Source organism: Phaeospirillum tilakii (assembly GCF_042683125.1).
Classification (GTDB): Bacteria; Pseudomonadota; Alphaproteobacteria; order Rhodospirillales; family Magnetospirillaceae; genus Phaeospirillum; species Phaeospirillum tilakii.
In genome coordinates, this window is sequence record NZ_JBHUIY010000055.1 from 1 (window position 1) to 15,658 (window position 15,658).

17 protein-coding genes and 1 pseudogene are annotated in these 15,658 nt (G+C 67.6%); 12 read left to right on the plus strand and 6 right to left on the minus strand.

Features of this window, described 5'->3' with window-relative positions:
- A pseudogene (locus ACFSNB_RS17380) lies at nt 1–109 on the plus strand (IS5/IS1182 family transposase); the annotation flags it as partial.
- On the opposite strand, the gene ACFSNB_RS17385 reads toward ACFSNB_RS17380, so the two are convergent.
- From ACFSNB_RS17385 to aroQ, 4 genes are all read right to left on the minus strand, one after another.
- Nucleotides 99–1,079, minus strand: a complete 981-nt coding sequence (locus tag ACFSNB_RS17385) for a DNA sulfur modification protein DndB (RefSeq protein ID WP_377318885.1) — start codon at nt 1,077–1,079, stop codon at nt 99–101. The pseudogene ACFSNB_RS17380 and the gene ACFSNB_RS17385 sit on opposite strands and share 11 nt — an antisense overlap.
- 389 nt (nt 1,080–1,468) lie before the next feature.
- A complete protein-coding gene (gene accC, locus ACFSNB_RS17390) occupies nt 1,469–2,815 on the minus strand; it encodes an acetyl-CoA carboxylase biotin carboxylase subunit (protein ID WP_377318887.1) in 1,347 nt (448 codons plus the stop codon).
- Between the two features lie 4 nt (nt 2,816–2,819).
- Complete coding sequence (locus ACFSNB_RS17395; RefSeq protein WP_377318889.1) at nt 2,820–3,266, minus strand: acetyl-CoA carboxylase biotin carboxyl carrier protein; 447 nt, start codon at nt 3,264–3,266, stop codon at nt 2,820–2,822.
- The gene (gene aroQ / locus ACFSNB_RS17400) at nt 3,266–3,724 is read right to left on the minus strand and encodes a type II 3-dehydroquinate dehydratase (RefSeq protein ID WP_377318891.1); all 459 of its coding nucleotides are present in this window, start codon (nt 3,722–3,724) and stop codon (nt 3,266–3,268) included. The genes ACFSNB_RS17395 and aroQ overlap by 1 nt, the downstream gene beginning before the upstream one ends.
- 189 nt (nt 3,725–3,913) lie before the next feature.
- Here aroQ and ACFSNB_RS17405 point away from each other — a divergent pair, with 189 nt between their 5' ends.
- The 7 genes from ACFSNB_RS17405 to ACFSNB_RS17435 all read left to right on the plus strand — a co-directional run bounded on the left by ACFSNB_RS17405 (nt 3,914) and on the right by ACFSNB_RS17435 (nt 12,072).
- Nucleotides 3,914–4,447: a hypothetical protein gene (locus tag ACFSNB_RS17405; RefSeq protein WP_377318893.1), complete on the plus strand. Its 534-nt coding sequence runs from the start codon at nt 3,914–3,916 to the stop codon at nt 4,445–4,447.
- The gene (locus ACFSNB_RS17410; RefSeq protein ID WP_377318895.1) at nt 4,444–5,151 is read left to right on the plus strand and encodes a DJ-1/PfpI family protein; all 708 of its coding nucleotides are present in this window, start codon (nt 4,444–4,446) and stop codon (nt 5,149–5,151) included. The genes ACFSNB_RS17405 and ACFSNB_RS17410 overlap by 4 nt, the downstream gene beginning before the upstream one ends.
- Nucleotides 5,148–6,149: a glycosyltransferase family 2 protein gene (locus tag ACFSNB_RS17415; protein ID WP_377318897.1), complete on the plus strand. Its 1,002-nt coding sequence runs from the start codon at nt 5,148–5,150 to the stop codon at nt 6,147–6,149. Before ACFSNB_RS17410 ends, ACFSNB_RS17415 begins: the two co-directional genes overlap by 4 nt.
- Before the next feature lie 101 nt (nt 6,150–6,250).
- Nucleotides 6,251–6,850 carry a biliverdin-producing heme oxygenase gene (locus tag ACFSNB_RS17420; protein WP_377318899.1) on the plus strand — a complete coding sequence of 200 codons (600 nt, stop codon included), beginning with the start codon at nt 6,251–6,253 and terminating at the stop codon, nt 6,848–6,850.
- 147 nt (nt 6,851–6,997) lie between these two features.
- Complete coding sequence (locus tag ACFSNB_RS17425) at nt 6,998–7,621, plus strand: hypothetical protein (protein WP_377318901.1); 624 nt, start codon at nt 6,998–7,000, stop codon at nt 7,619–7,621.
- Nucleotides 7,622–7,657: 36 nt separating this feature from the next.
- On the plus strand, nt 7,658–11,431 hold the full coding sequence (locus tag ACFSNB_RS17430) for a PAS domain S-box protein (RefSeq protein WP_377318903.1): 3,774 nt from the start codon (nt 7,658–7,660) through the stop codon (nt 11,429–11,431).
- On the plus strand, nt 11,428–12,072 hold the full coding sequence (locus tag ACFSNB_RS17435) for a response regulator (RefSeq protein ID WP_377318905.1): 645 nt from the start codon (nt 11,428–11,430) through the stop codon (nt 12,070–12,072). Before ACFSNB_RS17430 ends, ACFSNB_RS17435 begins: the two co-directional genes overlap by 4 nt.
- 321 nt (nt 12,073–12,393) lie before the next feature.
- On the opposite strand, the gene ACFSNB_RS17440 is transcribed toward ACFSNB_RS17435, so the two are convergent.
- Nucleotides 12,394–13,284 carry a MerR family transcriptional regulator gene (locus tag ACFSNB_RS17440; RefSeq protein WP_377318907.1) on the minus strand — a complete coding sequence of 297 codons (891 nt, stop codon included), beginning with the start codon at nt 13,282–13,284 and terminating at the stop codon, nt 12,394–12,396.
- 726 nt (nt 13,285–14,010) lie between these two features.
- Between ACFSNB_RS17440 and pufB (ACFSNB_RS17445) the strand changes: the two genes are divergently transcribed.
- The 4 genes from pufB (ACFSNB_RS17445) to pufA (ACFSNB_RS17460) all read left to right on the plus strand — a co-directional run bounded on the left by pufB (ACFSNB_RS17445) (nt 14,011) and on the right by pufA (ACFSNB_RS17460) (nt 14,867).
- Nucleotides 14,011–14,151 (plus strand): light-harvesting antenna LH1, beta subunit, encoded by a 141-nt coding sequence (gene pufB / locus ACFSNB_RS17445; RefSeq protein WP_377318909.1) that lies wholly within the window; start codon nt 14,011–14,013, stop codon nt 14,149–14,151.
- A 57-nt stretch (nt 14,152–14,208) separates the two neighbouring features.
- Nucleotides 14,209–14,382 carry a light-harvesting antenna LH1, alpha subunit gene (pufA, locus tag ACFSNB_RS17450; RefSeq protein ID WP_377318911.1) on the plus strand — a complete coding sequence of 58 codons (174 nt, stop codon included), beginning with the start codon at nt 14,209–14,211 and terminating at the stop codon, nt 14,380–14,382.
- A gap of 141 nt (nt 14,383–14,523) precedes the next feature.
- Complete coding sequence (pufB, locus tag ACFSNB_RS17455) at nt 14,524–14,664, plus strand: light-harvesting antenna LH1, beta subunit (RefSeq protein WP_377318913.1); 141 nt, start codon at nt 14,524–14,526, stop codon at nt 14,662–14,664.
- A gap of 29 nt (nt 14,665–14,693) precedes the next feature.
- Complete coding sequence (pufA, locus tag ACFSNB_RS17460; RefSeq protein ID WP_377318915.1) at nt 14,694–14,867, plus strand: light-harvesting antenna LH1, alpha subunit; 174 nt, start codon at nt 14,694–14,696, stop codon at nt 14,865–14,867.
- Between the two features lie 337 nt (nt 14,868–15,204).
- Here pufA (ACFSNB_RS17460) and ACFSNB_RS17465 read toward each other — a convergent pair.
- Nucleotides 15,205–15,658 (minus strand): murein hydrolase activator EnvC family protein (locus tag ACFSNB_RS17465; protein ID WP_377318917.1); only part of this gene is annotated, 454 nt, incomplete at its 5' end.

A 15,658-nucleotide genomic window follows, 5' to 3' on the forward strand; every position in this document is an offset into this window, starting at 1 on the left:
ATTGGCCAAGGACTGGGAAAAATCCATCGCCTCCGCCGAAGCATGGATCAACGTCGCCCATATCCGCCTCACAACCAGGCGTCTCGCAAGGTATTGTTTCAATTCATAGAGTTTCGAGTCGGGCTCTTAGTACCTGACTTTTTGTGCCCAGCATCCACAACCCGCAAACCATGCACGAAGCCATTCTCCGCCAGCCGCTCGGACACATACCTGCTTACCGGGTTAGCCGCGTCAAAGGCGAGAGCTTGAGCTGCAGACGGCTTTTTCCCCAGCACATTCAGGTCGTGGAAGAGCTGGCGCTCCTGTTCTGCATCCAGGCCCAGGTGAACGGTGACATCGACGGTGAAGGCGGTGCTGAACTCCGTCATAACCGCAATCCACACCTCCACTTCCTCTGAACTCACCTCCTGGGCATCCCCAATCCAGAGCCCCTTCTTCGGGTACTTTGCGTTGGTGAGAATGTTATTTAACCATTCATAAACCAGATCGGCGGCACGGAGTCGGTGTTGTCCATCGACCACGAAAAGTTTCTGGAGTTTGTGGAGGTGCAAAATTATACCGGCAGGGGTGTCCTCAAACTCTAAACCGCCTTCCTGAATATTGCGGATGTTGGCAGTAAAAGGCTGGAGCGCCTGATACGGCCCCTCCCCCAATTCTGCAAGTACGTCATTCAGGAAGTCCGGGACGTGCTTATTATCAGACACCCAGTGCGCCTTCACGCCAGATAGGAGGCCGCGAAGAATGTAGAGGGCTAGCTTCTTGGCATGGTCAGGGAGGAGCTGACGCTGTGCGATCTGCTCGGGACCTTCGCCCATGGCAACGATACGGGCTTCGTTAGCCACAAGCGATATCTCCCTAAACGTCTCCATGTTCATCGTGATGTTGAGGGTGTTGTTGCCCATATTCCAGCCAGCCAGCATGGGCAGATCCACTGTTCCACGCCCTCCAGTCTTCTTGAGTTGGTCGAGATTATACCTCTTCCCCTGTGTCATGCTTATCTTCCCGGCCAAATCGTATGCAATCATATCTCTTATGGATATATACTGCAGGCAATTAGGCCACATGTCAATTAGCCACATGCACTCAATGCGGTTACATGTACAGACTGAATTCAGGACTAACATAGGTGCCACCAAAAAACTTGATCACGTGGCGACAGCACAGAAAGGCTATTGCACGTAGACCAGCATGGCTGGCCCAATCATCAAAGGAAAAAAGGGAACACTATGAAGCGTATTACCTCTAATGGAATAGGTTGCCACCTGCCGGCGGGATAGGCCGAGCACCGGGGGGACCGTCAGGCCGTTGCGCGTCATCCATGCCCTGAACGCCTCGCGGCTCATCGGCCACCACACCTGGGGACGGGAGCCAGGGTTAAGGCGAACCCCAAAAAACGAAAGCGGGAGCCGAACCAACGGCCCCCGCTTCCAGAACAACAACCGTCTGCCCTCAGCCCAAGGGGCTGGTTTCAGTGGTTGTTCCGCTCCACAAATCTTTCCAGCCAGTGGATGTCGTAATCGCCATTGACGAAGTCCGAATCCTGCACCAGCCGGTTGTGCAGCGGCAGGGTGGTCTTGACCCCCTCGATCACATATTCGCCCAGCGCCCGGCGCAGGCGCATCAGCGCCTCGTTGCGGGAATTGCCGTAGACGATCAGCTTGGCGATCATGCTGTCGTAATGCGGCGGGATGCGATAGCCGGAATACAGCCCCGAATCCACCCGCACCCCCAGCCCGCCGGGAGCATGGTAGCCCTCGATCCGCCCCGGGCAGGGAGCGAAGGTCTGGGGATCCTCGGCGTTGATGCGGCATTCGATCGCCTGACCGGCGAAGCGCACGTCGGACTGGCCGTAGCCGAGCGGCGCCCCGGCGGCGATGCGGATCTGTTCGCGCACCAGATCGATCCCGGTGATCGCCTCGGTGATCGGGTGTTCGACCTGAAGCCGGGTGTTCATCTCGATGAAATAGAACTGCCCGTTCTCGAACAGGAACTCGATCGTGCCGGCGTTGCGGTAGCCGAGCTTGGCGATCGCGGCGCAGGCGGTGGCGCCGATCCGCTCGCGCTGGTCGGCGTTGAGGGCCGGCGACGGCGCCTCCTCCAGCACCTTCTGATGCTTGCGCTGGAGCGAACAGTCGCGCTCGCCGAGATGGACCACCCCGCCGTAATTGTCGGCCAGGATCTGAATCTCGATGTGGCGCGGCCGGCCGAGATACTTTTCCATGTAGACGTCGGCATTGCCGAACGCGGCTTTCGCCTCGTTGCGGGCCAGCTTGAACGCCTCGACCAGATCGTCCGGGGTGCGGGCGACCTTCATGCCCTTGCCGCCGCCGCCGGCGGTGGCCTTGATCAGCACCGGATAGCCGATCGCCTCGGCCGCGGCCAGCGCCTGCTCGACCGTGTCGATCGCCCCTTCCGAGCCGGGCACCACCGGCAGGCCGGCGGCCTTGGCCGCCTGCTTGGCGGTGATCTTGTCGCCCATCATCCGGATGTGATCGGGCGACGGGCCGATGAACACCAGCCCGTGTTCCTCGACCATCTGGGCGAAGTCGGCGTTTTCCGACAGGAAGCCGTAGCCGGGATGGATCGCGTCCGCCCCGGTGATGGTCGCGGCCGACAGGATCGCCGCCTTGTTGAGATAGGATTCCTTCGCCTGGGGCGGGCCGATGCACACCGCCTCGTCGGCGAGACGGACATGCATCGCGTCGGTGTCGGCGGTGGAATGCACCGCGACGGTGCGGATACCCATCTCGCGGCAGGCGCGATGGATGCGAAGGGCGATTTCGCCCCGGTTGGCGATGAGAACCTTCTCGAACATCGGCTTATTCGATGATCACGAGGGGTTCGCCGAACTCGACCGGCTGGCCGTCGGTCACCAGGATCCGGGTGACCTTGCCGCCGCGCGGGGCGCGGATCGGGTTGAAGGTCTTCATCGCCTCGATCAGCATCAGGGTCTGACCCTCGGCGACGGTGTCGCCCGGATTGATGAACTTGGCCGCGCCGGGTTCGGGGGCGAGGTAGGACACGCCGACCATCGGCGAGGTCACCGCGCCGGGATGGTCGGCCTCGTTGGCGCCGCCGGCCGCCTGGGCCTGCGGCACGGCGGCGACCGGGGCCGGGGCGGCCTGATAGGCCACCGCCTGCACCTGGCGGACGACACGGATGCGGACCTCGCCGACGGAATATTCGATTTCGGTCAGGTTGGTCTCGTCGAGCAGGGTGGCGAGGGCGCGCACCGATTCGCTGTCGATGGGGGTGTTGGTGCCCATTATCTTTCCGGAGTTCCCTTGATCAGCCGGGCCAAGGCGTCAAGCGCCAGGAGATAGCCGTGGCTGCCGAGGCCAGCGATCATCCCCTTGGCCGCCTGGGCCACGTAGGAGTGGTGGCGGAACGAATCCCGCTGATGGATGTTGGACAGATGAACCTCGATCGTCGTCACCTCGGCGGCCAGCAGGGCGTCGAGAAGGGCCACCGAGGTGTGGGTATAGGCGCCGGCATTGAGAATCAGGCCGGCAGCCCGTCCCCGCGCCTGCTGGATCCAGGTGACCAGCTCGCCCTCGTGGTTGCTCTGACGAAACTCGACCGTCAGCCCCAGCCCCTCGGCATGGGCGCGGCACTGATGCTCGATGTCGGCCAGGGTCTCGCGGCCATAGGTCTCCGGCTGCCGGGTTCCCAGCATGTTGAGATTGGGGCCGTTGAGGATGATGATCAGAGGGGCGGCGCTCATCCGACCTCCCCCTTGTCCTGCCGCGCGTTCGCCATGGCGGGTTTTATAGCACGGGGGGCGCCCGGCGCAATCACCCCTTGAGGAGGGGAGCGTCCTACCCGGTGCCGCCCCCGAACCGCGCGCTTGGCTCCGGCGCGGCTTCGGCCGATACTGCGAAGGCGGCGGCAGGGTGCCGCGACGGGGAAAAAGATGCGGCTCGGCAAGGATTTCGACACGGCGATCACGCGCGAACTGGCGGCGGCGGGGATCGAGCGCTACGAGATCGAGCATGGCGGCAAGCATCCCCGGCTGGTGTTCGTCCACCAGGGCCGGCCGCTCAGCTACGTCCTGCCCGGCTCGCCGTCCGATCACCGCGCCCTGCGCAACATGGTGCGCGACCTGCGCGCCCTGCTCGGCCTGACCGGCGCCGCCCGCGCCGCCCCCGCCGAGCCGGCGACGCCCGACCCGGCCTGGCGCGACGCCGCCCGCGCCCGGGTCGCCGCCAACCCGCCGCGTCAGGCCACCGAGCGCGACCTGCGCCTCGCCGCCCTGCTCGACCAGGATTTCGCCGACCCGTTCGACCTGGCCCGGCGCGAGCGGGCCGAGGATCCGCCGGCCTGGGCCCGCTCGCACATCGAGCGGCTGGAACGGCTGGTCGCCCTCGGCCTCGCCGAGTCCGACCCCGACGGCCGCTATCGCCGCCGCGCCGCGGCGACCGGCACCCCGACAGGAGACAGCCGATGAGCGACGAGACGCCGTTGCGGGTGGGATTCGCCCTGTTCCCGGACCAGACCCATCTCGACCTCGCCGGGCCGTGGGAGGTGCTGACCCGCCTGCCCGGCTGCGAGTGCCTGCTGATCTCGACCCTGCCCGAGGCGGCCCGCAGCGGCAGCGGCGGCCTGACCCTGCTGCCGACCACGCTGTGGGCGGCCTGTCCGCCGCTCGACCTGCTGTGCGTGCCGGGCGGGCCGGGCCACCTCGCGGCGATGGAGGATCCGCTGCTGCTCGACGCCCTGCGCCAGCACGCCGCCAGCTGCCGCTACGTCACCGCGGTCTGCACCGGGGCGCTGGTGCTGGCCGCCGCCGGGCTGCTCGCCGGCTATCGCGCCACCACCCACTGGATGTCGCTCGACCGCCTCGCCCGCTTCGGCGCCGAACCGGTGGCGGGGGCGCGGGTGGTGCATGACCGCGACCGCATCACCGGGGCCGGGGTCACCGCCGGGATCGATTTCGCCCTGACCCTGGCGGCATTGCTGCGCGGCGAGGACGTGGCGCGGCGGATCCAGCTTCAACTGGAATATTGCCCGGCCCCGCCGTTCGACGACGGCGACCCGAGCCGGGCCGATCCGGCCCTGGTCGCCCGCGCCCGCGAACTCGGCGCGCCCTACCGCGCCCGGATGGACGAGGTCGATGCCCGCGCCGCCGCCCGGCTGGCGAGCAGGGGGTGAGCCAGGCGGCCAGCGCCCCCTGGGTGACGGTGATCCTGGTCAATTACAATGGCGGCGACCTGATCCAGGCCGCGCTCGACTCGCTCGCCGCCCAGACCGACCCGGATTTCGTCGCCCTGGTGCTCGACAACGCCTCGACCGACGGCTCGGCCGAGCGGCTGGTGCTGCCGGATTCCCGCTTCCGCCTGCTGCGGGCGCCGGCCAATCTCGGCTTCGCCGCCGGCAACAACCGCGCCGCGCGGGAGGTCCGCACCCCCTGGCTGGCCACCCTCAACCCCGACGCCCGCGCCGATCCCGACTGGCTGGCGGCGCTGGCGCGGGCGATCGTCCGCCATCCCGGGGGAACAATGTTCGGCTCGCTCCAGCGCGACGGCACCCGGCCCGGCCTGATCGACGGCTGCGGCGACGTGCTGTCGGTGTGCGGCATTCCCTGGCGCGGCGGCACCGGCCAGCCGCTGGCCGCCGCCCCGACCGCCGACGGCGAGGCCTTCGCCCCCTGCGCCGCCGCCGCGCTCTACCGCACCGACGCCTTTCGCGCCGTCGGCGGGTTCGATCCGCATTTTTTCTGTTACATCGAGGATGTCGATCTCGGCTTCCGCCTCCGCCTCGCCGGCCATCGCTGCGTCCAGGTCGCCGAGGCCCGCGTCACCCATCTGGCCTCGGCGATCAGCGGCCGGGCCAGCGCCTTCACCCTGTTCCATTCCTACCGCAACCGGGTCCGGATGGTCGCCCGCTGCCTGCCCGGACCGCTGCTGGCGCCGGGACTGGCGCTGCATCTGGCCGCGACGGTTTATCTGCTGATCCGCGCCCGCGCCCCCGCCGCCGCGTGGCGGGGCTTCGCCGCCGGGCTGCGCGGACTGCCGGCGGCGCTGGCCGACCGCGCCCGGGTCCAGGCCGGCCGCCGCGCCGGCACCTTGCGGATCGCCCGCGCCCTCAACTGGCGCCTGGGCGACCTGCGAAGCCGCCCGATCGACCTGCGGCCGACGCCGGGGCGGTAACGGCGCGGGCCTCCCGATTTTTTCGTCCGCGCAGAGCGTGATTGTCCTACCGTCCAACAGATCACGTTCGGCCCGCCCCTGATCTCGGAGAAACAGGAACCATGCCGCAATCATTCGAGGAATTACGCCCCGCGCTTCGGGAGGCGACCAAGGCGGCGCATCACCGGCTGGATCACCATCCCCTGATGTCGCCGCTGGTGCGCGGCCCCCTGACGGCACGAAGCTATGGCGATGCCCTGCTCGGCTTGCATGGATTCCATGCCCCGACCGAATTGGCCTGCGCCTCGGTCCGGCCGGAGGACGCGCCGCCACGACGCAGCGACTGGCTCGCCGAGGATTTGCGCCGGCTGGGCCGGGAGGTGGATCTGGACGCCCCCGACTTTCCGCGCTGGGACGGCAGGGCGCCGGCCTCGCCCGCCGCTTATGTCGGCATGCGCTACGTCATCGAAGGCAGCGTGCTGGGCGGACGGGCCTTGCTGCCGTCGCTGCGCGAGCGGCTGCCGGCTTCGTGCCGGACCATCACCGCCTTTTTCGATGGCCAGCAGGATGCCACCCGCTGGGAGGCGTTCTGGGCGCTGGCCGACCGGCTGGCCCCGTTCGACCCCGCCACCGCCATCGCGGCAGCGGTCGGATTCTTCGCCGAGATCGAGACGCTGGCCGACCGGCAGACGAGATGGCTGGCCACCCGCGCCCATACCTAGTTCTGGGTGGTGGCGCTAATCCGAACTGGGAATTGATAGGGAGTGACGGCCCCGATTATCATCGATAGCGTTGAGTCTCCAGGCGATGGTCCGACAATGTCGCACCAGTATAACCCCTTATACAATCCCGCCGCCGGCGATACACCGTTGCCGACCGATCCACGGGAGATCGAGGCCGTCTTGCGGGCGGCCAGCAAATGCTACGAGACCAACCCCTATTTTTCTGCCCGTTATCCGGAGCGGGGGGCCGATTTCGCCCGATCCGACGGCGGATATCTGGTCACCCTGGTCGATCAGCCGCTGGCCTACGTGATCCAGCAGGTTACCTGGCTCGGAACGTTGCTGGCCTGTCGCGGCGTGCCGCGCTGGCTGCTCGAAACCCATCTGCTGGTGCTGCATCGCGAGCTGGTGGCGGCACAGCCGAAACGGGCGGCGCGCTATCGCCGCCTGCTGCTGGCGGCGGAGATGTTGCAGGCCGAACGGCGGGCCTGGCTGACCCAGCCGCTGTTCGACGCGCTGGCGATCCGCTTCATGCGCGCCGCCGGTCCCGGCCTGACCGGGGTCGGACCCCTGCCGGTCGCGGCGGTCTGCGACGAATGCTGCGGCATCGGCAAGGCGGTGCCCAGTCTGGTGTCGTGGCTGGGCGATCCCGCCCGGTTCTCCGCCCGCTGGTGCACCGCCCTCGATGCCTGCGTCGCCCAGGCCCGGACCGAGGCCCGCCAACGCGACGGCATGACGGCAATCGACGCGACCACGATCGGCGCGGCGTGATACGGTGGGGGATGAGGTCCGGCAGCGGTCGAGACGATGATCCCTCTTGACACCACCACCTGCGAATCCGAACCGATCCGCTATCCGGGCGCGGTTCAGCCGCACGGGGCGGTCCTGGTGCTCGACCGCGACAGCGGCGAGATCGAGGCGGCCAGCGAGTCCTGCCTGCCCCTGCTCGGCTGGCGGGCGGAAGCGATCATCGGCCGTTCCTTCGCCAGCCTGATCGGCGAGGTCGCCGCCGCCAGCCTGCTCGACCTGCCGGCGGACGGCGCCCAGCCGCTGTTCCCCCTCAGCCGCAATGGCCGGCTGCTCCAGCTGCGGCCCAGCCACAACGAGGCCGGGCAGGTCCTGATCGACATCGAATGCGCCGACCAGGATGCCAACCGGGTCCAGCAGGTGATCTACCAGTGCCGGCGCGATCTGGCCCGGCTGCGGGGCCTCAACGACATCCCCGCCATCACCGCCAACGCGGTCGAGGTGATCCGCGCCATCACCGGGTTCGATCGGGTCATGCTGTACCGGTTCGATTCGGCCTGGAACGGCGAAGTGATCGCCGAATCCCGCCTCGACGGGATCGAGCCCTATCTCGGCCTCAACTTCCCCGCCAGCGACATCCCCCGTCAGGCGCGCGAATTGTTTCAGTTGAGCCGGGTGCGGCAGATCCCCGACGTTCAGTACCTGCCCTCGGCCCTGATGGCGCGCGCCGCCTCGGATACGGTCGATCTCGGCCGGTCCAGCCTGCGCAGCGTGTCGCCGATCCACATCGAATACCTGACCAACATGAAGGTCCGCTCCACCCTGGTCGGAGCCCTGGAGGTTGACGGCGTGCTGTGGGGGCTGGTGTCCTGCCAGAATTCGACCGAACCGAAATATTTCTCGCCGCCCGAGCGCGATGCCCTGGGCTGGCTGTTCGAGGACATCGCCGCCCTGATCGAATCCACCCTGCTGCGGGAACGGCGCGAACGGGATTATGGCCTGACCCTGCGCCGCCGCCGGCTGGTCGAGGCGATGGGGGCCCGCGATTTCAAGGCGCTGATGCGCGAGGACGGCGGCGCCGACCTGCTCGGGGTGGTCGGCGCCGACGGGTTCGCCCTGCTGGTGGACGATTCGCTGCAAACCCTCGGGGCCACCCCGGCACCGGAGCGGATCTGGGAGCTGCAACGGCGCCGTCTTGGCCGCGACGGCGACCCGACCTTCTACGCCACCAACGCGCTGAGCCAGGATCTGGGCGGGGAAAGCGACGCGGCGGACGGTATCGCCGGGGCGATCTTCGTTTCCCTGCGCGATCGGCCGGGGATCACCATGATCTGGTTTCGTACCGAACGGCGCCGCTCGGTGCGCTGGGCCGGCAACCCGGAACAGGCCCATTTCGTCGATGAGAGCGGGCGGATCTCGCCGCGCAAGTCTTTCGCCCAGTTTCTCGAGAACATCCACGGCCAGTCGCAGCCCTGGACCCAGGCCGAACGCGATTCGGCCGGCGAGCTTGGCGCCCTGATCGAGATCGAGATCCAGCATCGCTACAAGGCCGAACTCGGCATCCTCCAGACCGTGCTGTCGCGGATCAACGAAGCCATTCTGGTCACCGAGCCCAATTTCGAGCCCGAACAGGGCCCGACCGTGCTGTGGGTCAGCCCGGCGTTCGAGCGCCTGTCCGGCTACACCGCCGAGGAATTGCAGACCCGCCCGGCCGACGTGCTGTTCGGGCTGGCCAGCGATCCGGCCCAGATCGCCCGGATGCGGGACCATTTCCGCCGCCGCGAGGCGGTGCGGGCCGAGGTGCTGCGCCAGACCAAGGCCGGCACGCCGTTCTGGGTCGACATGGATGTCCTGCCGGTGCTCGACCCCAGCGGCGAGGTCGGCCAGTTGATCTCGATCGAGCGCGACATCACCGCCCGCCGGCAGATGGAGGAATCGCTCCGCAAGCTGTCCACCGCGATCGAGCAAAGCCCGGCCTCGGTGATGATCACCGATCTCGACTCGCGGATTGAATACGTCAATCCCCGCTTCACCGAGGTCACCGGCTATCGCGCCGACGAGGTGGTCGGCCATCCCTCCCGGCTGATCCAGTCCGGCCAGACCGCGCCCGAGACCTTCGCCGCGCTGCGGGAACGGCTCGATCAGGGGCGGATCTGGAACGGCGAGATGCTCAATCGCCGCAAGAGCGGCGCGCTTTATTGGGAGGACAGCCACGTCGCCCCGGTCAGGGATGCCGAGGGCCGGGTGACCCACTATGTCACCGTCGCGATCGACATCACCGAGCGCAAGGCCGCCGAACAGGCGCTGCGCGAGAGCGAGGCCTTCGTCAAGACCATCCTCGATTCGATCCCGCAGAACATCTGCGTGCTCGACCCGGACGGCGCCATCATCGGGGTCAACACCGCCTGGTGCCATTTCGCCGCCCGCAACGACGCGCCGACGCTGGCGGAGGGCGCCACCCGGTTCAACTACCATGACGTCTGCCGGGCCGCGGCCGGCCAGCCGGACGGCGCCGAGGCCACCGCCGCCTGGGAAGGCATCGCCGCGGTGCTGGCGGGGCAGCGCGATCATTTCGTGCTCGATTACCCCTGCACCGCCGCCGGCGGCCAGCCCGGCTGGTTCCGGCTGAGCGCCTACCCCCTGCAACCGCCCTGCCGGGGCGCGGTGGTGGCGCACGAGGACATCACCGAGCGCAAGCTGATGGAGATCAGCCTCGATTACGAGCGGACCCAGTTGCGCACCCTGCTCGAGGCCATTCCCGATCTGGTGTGGCTGAAGGATCCGGCCGGACGCTACCTGACCTGCAACGCCGCCTTTCAGCACGCGCTCGGACGGAGCTTGGCCGAGATCCTCGGCCGGCGCGACGCGGACCTGTTCCCCGCCGATCAGGCGGCCGCCTATTGCGCCAGCGACGCCGCCGCGATCGAGGCGGCGGCGCCCCGCGTCAGCGACGAGACCCGCCCCCTCGCCGCCGCCGGGCGGCTGGCCTTCATGGCGACGGTCCGCGCCCCGATGCGCGACCCGGCCGGCGCCCTGATCGGGGTGCTGGGCATCGCCCGCGACATCACCGAGCGGGTCGATGCCGAGGCCCGGATCAAGACCGCCAACCGCGAACTGGCCGAACAGGGCCGCGAGCTGGAAAAGCGGGTGGTCGAGCGCACCGAGCAGCTCCGTCAATTGGCGGTCAAGGCCACCCTGGCCGAGGAGCGGGAGCGGCAGACCATCGCCGCCGACCTGCATGACGATCTGGGCCAGATGCTGCATGTCGCCCGGATCAAGCTGGGCTCGCTCGGCCGGGCCCGGGGAACGGCCGCCGCCCGGCTGATCGAGGATCTCGCCGCCCTGCTGGGCGAGGCCAGCGGACTGGTCCGCTCGCTGGCGTCGCAGTTGAGCCCCCCGGTGCTGCGCGATCTCGGCCTGATCCCCGCCCTCGGCTGGCTGGCCGACGAACTCGGCCGGGTCTACGGCCTCAAGGTGACGGTGGCGGATGACGGCCAGCCCCGGCCGCTGACCTCGGCCCAGGCGGCGATTCTGTTCCGCGCCGTGCGCGAGCTGCTGATCAACGTGTTCAAGCACGCCCACACCGACCGCGCCTGGGTTAAGGTTTGGGGCGAGCTCGGCACCATCCTGGTTGCGGTCGCCGACCGCGGCGTCGGCCTCGCCGTCGCCGCCGACGCCCTGCCGGTGTCGAAGGGCTTTGGTCTGGTCAGCCTGCGCGAGCGGATCACCTTCCTCAAGGGAACCCTGTCGATCGCGCCCCATCCCGAGGGCGGAACCATCGTCACCCTGTCGATGCCGCTCGATGCCGATCCCGAACCGGAGAGCCCGCCATGACCATCCGCGTGGTGGTCGCCGACGACCATCGCATGTTCCGCGAGGCGTTGCGCAGCCCGCTCGGGGCGGAACCCGATCTTGAGATCCTGGGCGAGGCCAGCACCGGGGCGGAGACCCTGGCGGTGCTCGACCGGGTGCGGCCGGACGTGCTGCTGCTCGATATCGGCCTGCCCGACCGCAACGGCATCGACATCGCCCGCGAGGTGACGCGGCGGCATCCGACAGTGCGGATCCTGGCGCTGTCGGGCTATGCCGACCGGCTGTACATCGAGGAGATGCTGAAAGCCGGGGCGCGCGGCTATGTCGTCAAATCGGCCGGCGCCGACGAGCTGATCGCCGCGATCCGGCTGGCGGCCAACGGCCAGACCGCCCTGTCGCAGGAAGCGATGCAGGTGATGATGCGGCGGGTGCTGGAGGATTGCCGCCCCTCGGCCTCGCCGCCCAGCGTGCTCGGCCGGCGTGAGCGCGAGGTGCTGAGCCGGATCGCCAACGGCGATCGCGCTGCGGAGATCGCGGCCCGGCTGGGGATCTCGGTGGCCACCGTCGAGGTGCATCGCCGCAACATCAAGCGCAAGCTCGGGCTGCACACCACGGTCGAACTGACCCGCTACGCCATCCGCGAGGGGCTGGCCTCGGTGTGAGCCGTTGCCCCGCGACGCCGCCTGCGGCAAGGACGGCGCCCACGCCTAAACGAACGGGACCGAGCAAGTCCCGTTCGCACTTAGGGGTAATACACTATGGGCACTCAAACACCCGCCATCTTGACTGACGATGGCGGTCTTCGCAGGCCGAAGGCGACAAACGACCCTGCGGTAAACCTGTGACCCCCGCTGGTTTGGGTCCCACGCCGGCGTGGTCTCCCCCCCTCCTGGAGTGAGGTGGAGTGTCACATGGCCCCTGGCCGCTGTCAATGGTTTTGTCTAGGACAAGAACGCATCTTGTCCAACCGTCGCCGCTCCCGGTCAGGCTGGCCCGGGATGATCCCGGCGCCAGGTGGCGAGCGCGGGACCGATTTCGGCCAGGTCGCGCAAGCAGCGGATGCCGGACAAGGGCCGCAGGGCGCTGACGCCATAACCGCCGGCCCAGACCTCGATGGCGGGGTCGAGGCGATCGCGCAGCGCGGCCAGGATCTGAACCGCCTCACGGGCGGGAAACGCCACGCTGAAGGACAGCCCGACGATGTCGGCCTGACAGGCGGTGGCGGCGGCGATCATTTCGGCGATCGGAATCTGCGCCCCCAACCGGATGCAATGGGCGCCCTCCATCGCGGCGATCGCCTCGGCCATCATCAGGCCCAGGGTGTGGGCCTCGCCGCTGGGGGTGGCGAGCAGCAGGCGCGGCGCCTGGGCCGAGCCGGTGACGGTGCGGATCGCCTCGTGCAGCACGTCGAGCGCCGCCTCGGTGTAGAGATGCTCCTCGAACAGCCGCAGGTCGCCCCGAAGCCAGGCCTCGCCGACCGTGGTGGTCAGCCGGGCCAGGGTGACGCCGATAAAGCTGGCCAGACCGTCCCGGGCCCATTGCTGCTTGAACAGGTCGCGCAACCGGGGCAGGTCATGACCGGTCAGCGCCTCCAGCACCTGGCAGGCATAGTCGGACGCCGGCACATCCGGCGGCGGCGAGAGCTGACGGACCAGGGCGTCGAGCTCGTCGAAGGACAGGCCGACGATCTTGCCCGGACGATAGCCGACCCCCAGCAGGCGGCGGATCAGCCGCAGCTGATCGATCTGGTCGCCGGGATAGAGCCGGTTGCCGTTGTCGTCGCGCTCCGGCAGGGGAAAGCCGTAGCGGCTCTCCCATTTGCGGATCACTTCCTTGGTCAGCCCCGTCTCCTTCTCGATCGCGGAGATCGGCACCAACCCCGCGCGCGGATTGGAGGAGGGAGGGGACGCCATTTCAGTCGGGTCGGACAAGGGCTCGGTCTTTCACGGCGACAACAAAGGAAGCACGGGACGGCGGCGGCCGGCGGCGGATCGGATCGGGGGCTCCCGCGCCCGATGGCGGGCGGCCGCAGGCTGCGGACCGCGGTCGATGTGACAAGGAGAGGCTCTAATAAAAGCGACGAAGAAGCGCTGTCAAGGCGACATCGCCGATGGCAGCCGGGGGCGGAACGGATCGCCGCCCCCGCACGGGGACAGGTCATGCCGCCACGGCGCCGCCCTGTTTTTTTTCCTGGTGCGGGGGCTGCGCCCATCCCGCCCCTCCGCGCAGGCGTTCCTTCGCCCCCGCGATGCTATTTTGTATTGGACAAAAACTGGACAGATCTTACGACCCGTCTCTCACCACAGATTTTTGCCATGGACAAAATATGGGGTGCCCACAGCGAAACGCCAGGGAAACGGGAGACCCCTCCCACGAAAATTCGGAACAACGACGCCGATTAATTTTTTATTATCATCAGCTTAATACCAGCCACGCCCTGCCGCCGCCCAAAAGAGGCCAAGGCGCCCCCTCCGGCCGTCGCCCCTACTTTGTCCTGGACAAAAAGCATTGACAGCGCCAGCCGTCGATGCAACATTACTCCGCGTTAATGAGGCCTGGGACGCAGTGAGGCGCCCCGCCCACAACATGGAGTAGACAACATGGCTGAGAGAAGCTTGTCGGGTTTGACGGAAGAAGAGGCGGTTGCCGTTCAGGATCAGTTCAAGACCACTTTCTCCGCGTTCATCCTGCTCGCGGCTGTGGCTCACGTTCTGGTCTGGATCTGGAAGCCCTGGTTCTGATCTTCATCTGATCGGAATTTTCCAGAAACGACGTCTCTTTAATTGGGGGAACCTAAAATGAGCAATCCGAAAGACGACTACAAGATCTGGCTGGTCATCAATCCGTCGACCTGGCTGCCCGTGATCTGGATCGTCGCCCTGCTGACCGCGATCGCCGTGCATGCCTTCGTGCTGAGCGTTCCGGGCTACAACTTCCTCGCCAGCGCGGCGGCGAAGACCGCCACCAAGTAAGTCCGCCGCGTCAGCGTGTGGATGAGGGGGTCATGGACGATCTCCTGGCTCTGACCGGAGATCGTCCTGGCTCTTGCCGGGGAATGCATCCCGCCAAAAAACGGTGGGTGCCGGTGTCAAGCAAGCGAAGGAGTTTAGCCAATGGCCGAGCCGAGCCTGTCGGGTCTGACTGAACAGGAAGCCGCTGAATTTCATGGTCAGTTCCAGACCACGTTCATCGCCTTCCTGGTCCTTGCCCTCGCCGCTCATGTCCTGGTCTGGGCGTGGAAGCCATGGTTCTGAAATCGCTGCAATCCTTCAAGGGGTTCAAAATGAGCAATCCGAAAGACGACTACAAGATCTGGCTGGTCATCAATCCGTCGACCTGGCTGCCGGTGATCTGGATCGTGGCTCTGCTGACCGCGATCGCCGTGCACGCTTTCGTGCTGAGCGTTCCGGGCTACAACTTCCTCGCCAGCGCAGCGGCCAAGCACGCCACCAAGTAGCGAAGGGCGCCCCTGGCGCTTTCGGGAAGAGCGGGCAATGCCGAGGCCTGTGGGGGGTAAGGTCTTGCCCGCTCTCTGAAAACCAATTCGGACAAATTCTTGCCGCCTTCGCCTGTCGTGGCGTGCGGCGACTCACGGACCCTGCGGGGTCTGTCGAATTCCGACCCCGTGTCGGGAATTCCGCCCCCCAATAAAGATCACCGGAAGGAACCCGCGCCATGACGCGGGCGCTGGCGCGCTCAAAGGGGCAAGCCGGCCAAGGGGCGCACCCCTTGGCGATCCCGCGAAGGGCCAGGGGCCCTTCACCCGATGGGCCCCCGGCCCGGAGCGGCGGCGCCTAGCGTTTGCGCTCGGGCAGATAATCGAGCGGATTGACCGCCTCGGTGCCGCGCCGGATCTCGAAATGCAGTTGCGGCTGGGAGGCGTTGCCCGAGCTGCCGACGGTGGCGATCACCTGTCCGCGCTTGATCCGCGCCCCGCGATCGACCTTGAGCTGCTCGGCATGGGCATAGGCGGTCATCCAGCCATCGGCATGCTTGATCAGCAGCAGATTGCCGAAGCCCTTCAGCTCGTTGCCGACATAGACCACCACCCCGTTCTCGGCGGCGCGGATCGGGGTGCCGCGCGCGGCGGCGATGTTGATGCCGTCATTGTGCTGGCCCTTGCCCGGCAGCGGCCCGAACTCGGCCACCACCTCGCCCTTCAGCGGCCAGAGGAACAGACCGGCGGCGCGCGGCGGCGGCGGCGCCTCGACCGGGCTGGCGGCGGCGGGCGCGGCGGGCGCCGGGGTG